This is a genomic window from Campylobacter sp. BCW_4338 (genome assembly GCF_001763255.1).
GTDB lineage: Bacteria > Campylobacterota > Campylobacteria > Campylobacterales > Campylobacteraceae > Campylobacter_D > Campylobacter_D jejuni.
The window spans coordinates 1-11,223 of the sequence record NZ_MJYJ01000035.1; the positions used below are offsets into that span (position 1 = coordinate 1).

At 26.0% G+C, this 11,223-nt stretch carries 11 protein-coding genes; 4 read left to right on the top strand and 7 right to left on the bottom strand.

Annotated features, from left to right (window positions below):
* The 7 genes from vgrG to AJN69_RS03840 form a co-directional block, all read right to left on the bottom strand.
* Positions 1 to 1,594 (bottom strand): type VI secretion system tip protein VgrG (vgrG, locus tag AJN69_RS03810; RefSeq protein ID WP_148126282.1); only part of this gene is annotated, 1,594 nt, incomplete at its 3' end.
* 135 nt (positions 1,595 to 1,729) lie between these two features.
* On the bottom strand, positions 1,730 to 2,632 hold the full coding sequence (tssG, locus tag AJN69_RS03815; protein ID WP_002881829.1) for a type VI secretion system baseplate subunit TssG: 903 nt from the start codon (positions 2,630 to 2,632) through the stop codon (positions 1,730 to 1,732).
* Positions 2,629 to 4,350 carry a type VI secretion system baseplate subunit TssF gene (gene tssF, locus AJN69_RS03820; RefSeq protein ID WP_002881830.1) on the bottom strand — a complete coding sequence of 574 codons (1,722 nt, stop codon included), beginning with the start codon at positions 4,348 to 4,350 and terminating at the stop codon, positions 2,629 to 2,631. The genes tssG and tssF overlap by 4 nt, the downstream gene beginning before the upstream one ends.
* Positions 4,347 to 4,739 carry a type VI secretion system baseplate subunit TssE gene (gene tssE, locus AJN69_RS03825; protein WP_002881831.1) on the bottom strand — a complete coding sequence of 131 codons (393 nt, stop codon included), beginning with the start codon at positions 4,737 to 4,739 and terminating at the stop codon, positions 4,347 to 4,349. Before tssE ends, tssF begins: the two co-directional genes overlap by 4 nt.
* 2 nt (positions 4,740 to 4,741) lie before the next feature.
* Positions 4,742 to 6,196, bottom strand: coding sequence for a type VI secretion system contractile sheath large subunit (gene tssC / locus AJN69_RS03830; protein ID WP_002881832.1), 1,455 nt, complete (start codon positions 6,194 to 6,196; stop codon positions 4,742 to 4,744).
* A 1-nt stretch (position 6,197) separates the two neighbouring features.
* On the bottom strand, positions 6,198 to 6,683 hold the full coding sequence (gene tssB / locus AJN69_RS03835) for a type VI secretion system contractile sheath small subunit (RefSeq protein ID WP_002881833.1): 486 nt from the start codon (positions 6,681 to 6,683) through the stop codon (positions 6,198 to 6,200).
* Between the two features lie 68 nt (positions 6,684 to 6,751).
* A complete protein-coding gene (locus AJN69_RS03840; protein WP_044779648.1) occupies positions 6,752 to 7,999 on the bottom strand; it encodes a type VI secretion system domain-containing protein in 1,248 nt (415 codons plus the stop codon).
* A 125-nt stretch (positions 8,000 to 8,124) separates the two neighbouring features.
* Here AJN69_RS03840 and tssJ point away from each other — a divergent pair, with 125 nt between their 5' ends.
* From tssJ to AJN69_RS03860, 4 genes are all read left to right on the top strand, one after another.
* Positions 8,125 to 8,571 carry a type VI secretion system lipoprotein TssJ gene (tssJ, locus tag AJN69_RS03845; protein WP_002779659.1) on the top strand — a complete coding sequence of 149 codons (447 nt, stop codon included), beginning with the start codon at positions 8,125 to 8,127 and terminating at the stop codon, positions 8,569 to 8,571.
* 9 nt (positions 8,572 to 8,580) lie between these two features.
* The gene (tssK, locus tag AJN69_RS03850) at positions 8,581 to 9,978 is read left to right on the top strand and encodes a type VI secretion system baseplate subunit TssK (protein ID WP_002779660.1); all 1,398 of its coding nucleotides are present in this window, start codon (positions 8,581 to 8,583) and stop codon (positions 9,976 to 9,978) included.
* Positions 9,975 to 10,748, top strand: a complete 774-nt coding sequence (gene icmH / locus AJN69_RS03855) for a type IVB secretion system protein IcmH/DotU (RefSeq protein ID WP_002881837.1) — start codon at positions 9,975 to 9,977, stop codon at positions 10,746 to 10,748. The genes tssK and icmH overlap by 4 nt, the downstream gene beginning before the upstream one ends.
* Positions 10,749 to 10,972: 224 nt before the next feature.
* Positions 10,973 to 11,203 (top strand): hypothetical protein, encoded by a 231-nt coding sequence (locus tag AJN69_RS03860; protein WP_002881838.1) that lies wholly within the window; start codon positions 10,973 to 10,975, stop codon positions 11,201 to 11,203.
* Positions 11,204 to 11,223 lie beyond the last annotated feature (20 nt).

An 11,223-nucleotide genomic window follows, 5' to 3' on the forward strand; every position in this document is an offset into this window, starting at 1 on the left:
CATTATACAAACTTCCACTTACATAAGGCTTATCTATATCATCATCTAAAAAAGAAATAATCACTTCATCTCCTATTCTTGGAGTATGATAAAAACCTGAATGATTACTTGCTATACTTGAAGCTACTCTTAAAAAAGGAGTGTGATGATATAAACTTTCTTTTTCATCTAATTCTTCTTGATTAGCATAAAGATTAATCCTTACCTTAACCCTTCCATGCTCATCAGTATAAATAGTATTTCTCTCACTTTCTATATCCTTACTCTCTCCTATAACAATACCTTGAGTGCTATTAGGAGCTTTAGGTTTAGCTTTAAAACTTGGAGTAAAGATAATATTCTTTTTTAATAAAGTTAAAGTATTAGAATAAGATTTACTTAAATTTAAATCTTTTAAATTTAAATGATCATTAGTATTAATAGAATTAGCTAAGATGGCATCATCAATTAAGATTTGAGTATTAGCAATAATAATAAAGTCTTTAAGCAAAGAAGCTTTATCTTGTTTTTCTTCATCTTGATTTTTTATTTCTTCTTGATGATTAAACTCCTTATAATTTAAAGTGATAAAATCTCCTAAGCTAAGATGATAAATATTACTTTTTGCTAGTAAGCTTTCATTTAATACTAAGGCTCTTTTTTCTTTAAGAGAAGGCTTAGTCTTTAAATCAATGCTTTTTGTAAAAGAATATTCACTCTCATAAAAATGTTCATTATAATAAGCTTTGTTATTAAGTTCTTGTTCATAAGGAACTTTATTAGAATGTAAAGATAAAAGATTTAAAGGAGTATTGGCATTGATACTAGAATGTGTAAAAGAATTAGTTCTTAAGCTTTGTTCTTTATAAATAGAAGAAATACAAGCTTGATTTAAAATATTATTAATATTAGGATTATACTCAATTTCTTTATTTTTTACATTTTTATACACATCACAAAAATAAATAGTGTTCTCATCTTCATAAAAAAAGATTCCATTATTATGGCTTAATCTTGTAATAAAGTCTAAATCACTTTCATTGTATTGAGAGATGAGTTCTTGTTCTTCATAATTAAAATGTATATTAGAATAATCAATTTCTTTATGTAAGATATCTTGATAAAAACCAAGGGTTTGTTTAATCACTTCTATAATATTAGTATGAGTATAAATACGATTGGCTTTATTTAAAGAAAGTCTTATCAAGACTGATTGAAGCTTAAAAGAAAAAAAATGCTTGTATTTTATTTGCTTAGTATTTGAAGCGCTATCATTAATATTTAAAGCACTTTCATGATTAATACCTAGATATTTTATATAAGTGATAATTCCTTTATAATTTTTAACTTCATTTGTGTCAAAATTTAAAGTATTGTTTTCATAAGGATTATGAATACTTAAAATAGCTTCTTGATCGATTAAAACATTAGGATGAAAATTAAAATCTTGACTTAGATTAAATAAGCTTTCATCTAAACTTTCAAAAAAACCTTCACATTCTATAGAAAAAAGTTCTTCAAAACTTTCTTTGATGAGGGCTTTAGTGATTTTAAAGGGTAGGGGATTTGAAGTAGAATTTGATATATTAAGACTCATAAAGGAATTTGAGGCCATTTTTTCTCCTTAATGTGGTAATAAGATTTATCAAATACAAAGCTTATAAGTGTGATTAAATTTTTATTTATATTTGTTTGTAAATATTGTAGCATAGTTGGGGTAAATTTGAGTGTGTTTTATGATTATGAATATTTATTCATAAAGTTTCATATATACTATGGTGAATTTTTTTTGCGTGTTTCCTAAGATTTTTGCCCAGCCAAGTTTGGCGGTATTTTCTTCTCCTAACACAAACTTCATTTCTGAAGAATAGTTGATTTTAAGATATAAATCAACACAAAATTCATTATTTGTTAAAAACATTATGCTATTTTTTAAATCATCATGTTTAGTTCCATTGGGCATAAATTTAATCGCTTCTTGATATGAAATATCTTTTATATAAATTGCTATTTTATTTTGATAAGAGGTAAATTTATCACCTAGTATGAAATTACTCCCCAAGGCATGATTTTTTACGCCCAGTTTATTTCTTTGAGTATCAGAGATTAAAATTTGGTGAGGCAAATTTTCAATGATTGATAATTTGTCTTTTAGTTTAAAATTAACTTGCAAAACTCTTTCTATATATGTTTTTGGACGTCTTAAGCTCAATAATAAAGGTGCAAATGGTAAATATTTTTTTGCAATATCGTATTCTTTAATTCCTAATATATTAAATAAAATTTGAGAAATAGAGTCTTTAAAATTATCATTAAAAGATCTTGGATAATTTTTTAAGCCAATAACATCGAAAAATATCCAAAGTAAATAGTGATTAAAAAAATCAAAAAATAAAGTCCAACCTTGTTCTCCATCTTCATTTCTGGATAATTTATCTAACATAAATGAAGGAAGTTGTGAGGAAACTCCATGTAAGCCCATAAAATTTACAAATAATTCTATAAATGATTGATCTGAAAAAATAATTTTTTCTAAATCTTTATTTGGATGCTTTAAACTTTTATTGGTTCTTAAAAATATATTTTTTTTCCCATAATTTTTTTCTAGCTTTCTTATAAGTTTAAAAAAACTATATGAAGTTGGATCATTCATATTAAAGCTTTTTTTCCAAAAGAAGCAGGATAATGCAGAATTTCTTTTGAATCAAGACATTTTATCTTTAATTCACAAAAGGAATTAATGCTAGCAAAAGATGCTAAAAATTTGGATATAACTAATCCTAGTAAATAGACTTCACCTAAAGTATAAAACTTAGAATCCTTAATACTAAAAATAGCTAAGGTCCCTTTTTTTGTAATATTTTCATCAATTAGATAAGTGCTTTTGCTTTGAATATCAACTATAGATTCTTTTAAAAGTTCATAAGATTTCCAATTTAACTGATTATCTAAAAAACTATAGCTTTCTAATACACCAAAAAAAGCTTTTCTACTTAATATGGTTTGATAAGAAAAAGATAATACAGAAACAAGTTTCCACAATAAATTGCCATCAACGCTGCATCTTCTCGCTTCACTTGGAATTTCGATATTTTTAGTATCAACACCTTTTAAATTACAATTATTAATATCTCCTATTTTTAATCTTGAAGGCAGATCTCCATTGGAGCATAAAAGATCAATGCTTATAGTTTCATCCATTAAATAAGAGGAGAAAAAGGAAATTTCGCTAAATACTTCTCCTTTAGAATTCTTTTTAGTATTTATGCTATAAAAGTCTTTTTGATTATCTTTTAAAAATTCAAAACGTTCAAAACTCTTATAGTTTTTTAATAATCTTTTACCCCCTTCGCTATTGTGTGCTTTAACTTGCAATGTTTGTATAATCTCATAAGCTTTAGGTTGGCTTCTATCAACAAAAATTCGATAACTATCTTTTTTATGATTATTTATAAGAGGTTCTGCGCTTTTTGCAAAGATATTGATAATAGGCGTCATACTTAAAGAAAACAATTCTTTTCTAAATATGCAATTTGCAGGAAATGGTTTAGAGAATTTAAATTCAATATTAATTGTTCTTCCTTGGCAATTATTTAAAATATCTAAGTTATTAATTCTTAGAAAATTAAATTTATGGGGCATAAAAAAATATTCCCTTAACAAAGAAAAAGCTTCAAAGCCTAAATCATTATAAGATAAACTACTTTCATCTGGATTTAATCCTATTTTTTCAATATCGTAAGTATTAAGAAAAAATTCTTCATCAGTTTCCAAACATTGAATTTTTAATTCTTTCAAATAAGAATGTATATATAATAATAAAGTAGTAGACATGTAAGTATCGTTACCTAAATATAAATTAATTTTTTCTAAGCCCAAATCACTTATTTTTGTTTCTGCTTTATCTATTTGTAATTTTAAATTAAAAGTATAGTCTTGGTTTTTACTTGATGCAAAAACCTCATTTATCGAAATAGGGTAAAGATAGACATCATAAACAGTTTTAAATTCACAAATGCATTTATCTATAGGTTTTGATTTAACAACGGTTCCTTTTGGAATAGTAAGTTTATTTTCTTTGCTATTTTGTTCAAGTTTAAATTCTTGCATACATAATGAGGGTATGGGATTTGTATAGTTTGGAGAAACTATATTGATTAAAGATTCTGCAATATGCGGGATATTTTCATCAAGTTCTTGGTGAATTTTAGAACTTAGGATGGCTAAATTTTCAATAATTCTTTCTACATCGGGATCTTTGCTATTGTAAGCTAAAAATGGAGCTAGTTTTGGATAATTTTTTACAAAATGTTCCCTAGTTTCATATAGATATTCAAGCTCTTTTTGATAATAAAAGATATTATCTTTCATTTAACCTCACAATATCTATTATTTTTAAAAATAATTTCTATGCTAAATTCCTTAAAACGATCCTCTTGAAAAAAACATTTTACAATAAAAGAAAGTTGCCAAGGACTTAAATTATTATCATAAGTAATAGAAACAACTCGTATTCTTTTTTCATAACTATCAATTAACTTTCTTATTTCCTTAGCCATTGATATGCATAATTCGCTAGAACTAAGATTAATGTCAGTCATATTTGGCATCCCTAAATCTTTCGCGGTATAACAGTCATTAATCTTAGAGTTGAGCAAAACTTTTATATTATTCTTTACATCCTCAAAATCATTTTGATAGAATGGAATATGAATGTTTTGCTCATCTAAATTATGGATCAGTTTATCTAGCAAGGACATTATTATTCTTTATCTAATTTTCCTACTAAAGAAAGTTCAAAATTACCGCCCATATATTTAAAATGAGGTCGGACACTTAGCCCTATTTTATACCATCCTGGCTCTCCTGGTATATCACTAACTTTCACTTGTGCTGCTCTAAATGGACGACGACTTCTCACTTCAGAAGGTGGATTTTCTTGATCGGAAATATATTGTCTAATCCATTCATTAAGTCCATTTTCAATATCGCTTCTTTCTTTCCAGCTCCCTATTTCTTCTCGTTGTAAAACCTTTAAATAGTGCGCCAATCTTGAAATTAAAAAGATATATGGAAGTTGAGTTCCTAATCTGTAATTTGTTTCAGCTTCTTTACCTTCTGGGGTATTTTGAAATAATTTTGGTTTTAACGGAGAATTTGCTGAAAAAAATGCTGCATTATTACTATCTCTTCTTAATGTTAAAGTTATAAAACCTGCTTCTGCAAGTTCATACTCTCTCCTATCTGTAATCAAAACTTCTGTAGGTATTTTTGATTGTATAGTTCCAAAATTTTCATAAAGATAAGTAGGCAGATCCTTAACAGTCCCTCCACTTTTTGGTCCTATAATATTTCCACACCATCTATACTTAGCAAAGCTTTCTGTCAATCTTGTACAAAAAGTATACGAAGAATTAGCCCACAATAAATGATTATGCGAAGCATGAACATTTTCTTTATAGTTAAAGCTTTTAATAGGGTTTTCTTCAGGATCATAAGGGCTTCTTGCTAAAAATCTTGTCACTAGTAAGCCTGTATATTTAGAGTCTTCATTTTCTCTAAAAGTTCTCCACCTTGTATATTGAGGACCTTCTAGCAAACCTTGCAAATCTTGAATATTTGCAAGTTCAGAATAATCATCAAGCCCAAAAAATTTTGGTCCAAAAGATGTTAAAAAGGGAGAATGACTCATAGCCGCAATACTAGCCATTTTATTTAAAAAAGTCATATCAGGACTTGCTGATCCAAGTTGATAATCTCCAATGATTGCTCCTACAGGCTCTCCTCCAAATTGTCCATATTCTGAAGAATATATATTTTTATAAACAACGCTTTGTGTTATATCTGGATTGTTTTCAAAATCCTCTAAAGCTTCTTCTTTTCTTATATCAAATAGGTCGATTTTTATATTTTCATTAAAATCAGTTCTTTCAACTAGAAATCTAAGTCCACGCCAAGTAGATTCAAGTTTTTGAAATTCTTCATTATGTAAAACTTCATCCATTTGTTTTGAGAGTAAATGGTCAATATGGGCTATCATTTCATCAAGTGCAAATTTATTGATTTTTTCTTCGGCATTATCACTTTTTACAATTTCTGAAATAAATTCAGCAACACCTCTTTTGGCAATACTATAACTTTCATCAGTTTTAGAGTATTTGCTTTTCTCCATAATTTGTTCAATAATTGGCGTATCAATTACTTTGGTATTTGCCATTTTAATTTCCTTGCTCTTCTTGTTTAATTTCTAAAAGTAACTTTTCTTTAGTTTTTTCATTTTTTAACGCTTCTAAAACAGCTTTTCTAAAATCAGGAATATTACCCATAGGACCTTTTAAAGCCATTAAAGCTTCTCTTAGTTGCAATAATTTGTTTAACTCAGGTATTTGTTTAGCTAAGCTATCTGGAGAAAAATCCTTCATGCTAGCAATATTGAGCTTAACATCAAGCTCTTCAGCTCCTGTTCCAAGAGTATTTTTTACGCTAAAACTCGTTGTTATATTGAGTTTTCTCATAACTTGATCAAAATTGATCTTGTTAATTTGCAAAATTTCTCTTTCCTCTAAGGGGGTTTCGTTTTTTCCTTTTAAATTTGCCATTACCATTAATTTTAACGGCAGCTCCACATCCTCATTTTGTCCATTAGTTTTAGCTTTATATGTAATATTAATTCGTTCCTTTGGAGCATGAGATCCATCTGACATTTTAAATCCTTAAAAATAAAAATTTTAGCTTAATTATTATATTAAAATTTGCTAAATTTAATCTTGCATCATTTAATTTTATTTTTTGCGTTTTCATATTCTTCGGCTAGATAATCTTTTAGTAGAGTTTTTTCCATTAACTCTACTAAGTATATATTTAAAATTTTAGAGTTCTTTTTCATTCCTTTTGATTCAAAAATTTTTACCATATCTAGCAAGGAATTAATATTATTCATAATAGAATTATTAAAATTTTCTTTATCAATATTCATCAGCATTTGCTCAAAATCTTGTAATGTATGTTCTTTGTCAGTTTTTTTACTTGAAAAAAAACTTTTTTTATTTTCTTTGGATTTAACAAAATATTTATAAACTTCTTCTTTGCAGATAAAATCACCATTTTGAAAACGGAGAAGTTCAATAGTATCAAATTTAGAAATAAAATCACTTGTTAATATTATAAGAATGTCTAATTGTTTATTTTTTTTCTTTTTTTCTAAAAAATCACAAAAGAGTTGTACACCCTCTATCCAAAAAGGATTTAAAATAAGTTCATGCATAAAACATTTAATATGTTCTATATCATTTTCTTTATCAGAAAGCAATATACGAATTATATCTGCATCAGGTTTTCTTATTTTAGTAATTTTTTCATTATTACATTCAGGCAAACACCTGATTTTCCCCCACATTGCTTGGGTGAATAAAGCGTAGATATTGAGATTATTTTCATCCTCTTCCAAAAGCTCAAATGCAAGTTTTTGATAAAAATTTTTATATTCTCTCTCGTTTAAAGAGTTAATATTATCGCTTCTAATGTTTACAGATACTTGAGCTACAGGAGATTTTGGAAGTTGTGGTGCAACTTGAGCAATTTCAATTTTTGCAAAATTGCAAGATAGCAAATTTTCAAATTCGGAAAATAAAGTAATAAATTGATTAACAATCTCAGATGATATAAGCACTTTTGTTTTATTGTATTCTTGAATAAAATTTTGAATAAAAATTTGAATTTTTCGCTTTTGAGCTAATATATAAGCATTATTTTCATCTATAAGTTTTTTTAAATGTTGAAAAAGAAGCAAAAGCTTTTCAAAGCATTCTTCATTGTTTAAATTAAAACACGATAAAAGAAAATAGTTGCAAATTTTAAAATCTAAAGAATGATTTAATAATATAAACTGAGAATATTGATAAACTTTATCCCAAGAAATATTTTCATGGTTTAAAGTCTTATATTTTGACATCTCATCTTCAAGTAACTGAAATTCTTGTAGTTCATCTAAATTATTTTTCAATTGATCACAAAAATACATTTAATTCCTCCAAAAATTTGCCTCATTATAATTAAATTTTAAAAAATATTATGTTAATTTTTTAAAAAATTTACTCAATTAATCATAAATTATATATTCTAAGATAGAAAGGATACTTTAGTTTCATGTTTTGTAAAAAAAGTTTATTTTTTTTATTGCCACTATTCTTTTGCGCTTGCTCAAGTGTTGTTAGTGTTAAGATAAATAATGTAGAGAATTCCAATCTTAATAATAGACATGATGATGTTCCTGTTACGGCTATTGTATATCAACTTAAGGATATTAAAAAATTTGAAGAAGCAAGTGATATAGATTTGGCTACTAGAGAAGAGGGGGTACTAGGCAAGGATAAACTTGATTCTATTAAAACGCAAATTGCACCTAAAGACAATATTATCGCGGTTAAAGTAGATGAAGAAGAGGTTCCTTATGTAGGCATTCTTGTATTATTTGCAAATAATACAAAAAAAACAACAAAAATATGGGCAAAGACCGAAGATGCAAATGGGTTTGGGAAGAATAAGTATTTAAAATTTGAAATATCCAAAGAAGGTATCAAAAGAATTAAATAGGAATAATATATGGCAAATAAATTAAAAGTTGCTTGGTTTGATGGACTTAATATTGGACAAACCCATTTTGAGCAGCAAGAAAGATTTTTTAATAGAAATATAGATCTTAAAACTATAAATATATATAGTAATTTATATGGAATAATAGACTTGGAATTTTCTCAAGAGATGTTATTGCAAGGAAAAATTGCACTTTCTAAAATTTCAGGTATCGCACAAGATGGAAGCATTTTTAATGCACCTGAGCAAGATTTGTTGCCTGAGCCTATTGAAATCAATTATGAATCTTTAATTGATTCAGTTGTGGTATTAAAAATTCCTATCGGAGTTACTGATATTGCTGATTTATCTTTAAGAAATACTTTTCCAAATTCAAAGTTTATATGTCTTAGAAATAGTATTGCTTTAAGAAATTATGATGATTCAAAATCTAATGTAATGGACAAAATTGAAGATGAGTACGAACTTGAAAATCTGACTTTTACACAAGAGAAAAAAGATTTACTTCTTGCTAGTTTAAGATTAAAACTTGGCATTTTAGGTAATTCAACTCCTGATGAACTTGAATTACCAATTGCAAAAATTAAAAATATTGATATCAATAAAAAAATTGAATTAGAAAGTGATTTTATACCCACTTGCTTAAATATCAGCAAAATATCTACCATAAGATCCTTTTTGGAAGAAATTATTTTTTCAATCAATCAACATAAAAAAGTTCTATCTAATGTTTTTAAAGGAATCGATCAAACAAAAAATACATTGGATTTTAGCACTTTTTTATCCCTTAATCTTTTAAAAAAATGGTATTTAATATTTTCACATCTATCAAAAAAAGATAAAATACATCCTGAATTTTTATACGAAAAATTTTTAGAATTTCAAGGAGAGCTTGCAGCTTTTAGCAACGAAGAATCTTTTTTAGATTTTATTCCTTATAAACACGATAATCTTTATAATACTTTTTTAAATATGATGAATAATCTAAGATTGTTATTTTCTAAAATCACAAGCCCTAAATATTTTATAGCTAAGACTAGTATTAACGGCAACGGTTTTTATGATTTTATTTTTGATAATTCGGGAATTTTAGAAGAAAGTGAAATTTATTTCGCAATTCGTGCAGATGTTACTACAGAATATCTACTTAATAATTTTAAAATTCAAAGCAAGATACATACTCAAAGTAAAATTAAAAATATAGTCGCAACTCAGCTTGAGGGCTTAAATGTAGATCAAGTACCTAATGTTCCATCTAGCATTCCTTATTTAAATGGTTATGTTTATTATAAATTAGATAAAAGAGATCAACTGTTTAAAGATTTTAAAAATGAAAGTATCATTAGTATGTACTTGACCAACAATATAAAAAACCCTGATATTATAATGTGGGCGGTATTTCAATGAAAGAAATAAATGAAGAAAAAAAGGCATTAAGCTTACTTCTTGATTCAGATTTTGATGGTTTAAAAAACAATAAAATTATTGATTATTCTTTGGAGTTGCTTTTGCTTTCTTATAGACTTTCAAAAATAAGCTCTATGGATACAAGTAGTATTAATCAACTTAGAGAAACATTGATTAATAAAATTTTAGATATAACCGCTAAATTAAGTATATGTAAAGAATATGATGAAAAAGAAATTATTAAATTTAAATATTGTCTTTGTGTCTTTATAGATGAAAGCTTAATGAAAAATGAACTTTTTATTAATTTTTGGGCTCACAATACTCTAACTGTAAGGTTATTTGATGAAACTTTAGGTGGAAATAATTTTTATGATATTGCATCATCTTGGATTAATAACCCTTTTAAGTTTAAAGATTTTTTGGAATTTATCTATGCTTGTTTGATTCTTGGTTATAAAGGAAAATATAATGAGACTAAGGATAGAGATGAAAAAATAATTCATTTTTGCAATAATATTGCCACATCTTTAAAACCGGTTTATAAGATAGAAGAAGAGTTAGCTTTTAATAAAGCATATAAAACTGGTTTGAAAGAAAATATTTGGCAAAAATTTATAAGATTGTATTTTAAAAAACTTATTATCGTTGTGCCAGCATTGATTATATTAGGAGTATTAAGCTATGCAATTTTCAATTTAGAAACCAATAATCTTAAAGTGGATAATAATATATCCGTATTGATAAAAAATTTAACACATATAGAATAAATATACTAAATTTTTAAATATCAATTTATTTGTTATGAGTAAAATTAAATAAAAATTATTTTACAGCTAGAATAAAAATCAAATGCAAAACCTATAAAAGGATAAAAATATATGAAAAAACAAGCTCTATTATTTTAATGATAAAGAAAAAGTTATACTGCTAACACTAAACCACAAAATTACATCTTAATTTTAATAAAATAGAGAATCTAAGGAGATAACCCATGACATATATATTACTTCTTATTATAATTTCTACTATTCTTTCTTATCTTATATTAAAATTTATTTATAAAATCATCTTTAAATCTACAAAAAGCGTTTCAAAGTTTTTAGTCTTTCTTGGAAGTATAGGCTTAATTATCTTTTATTATACTCCTTATTCTTATTATTTAGAGCCTAGTTATTGGCAATTTAGGAATATGTGTAAGTTAAATGAACTTCCTAAAGTATAATAAGATTCTAGGGTATTTTG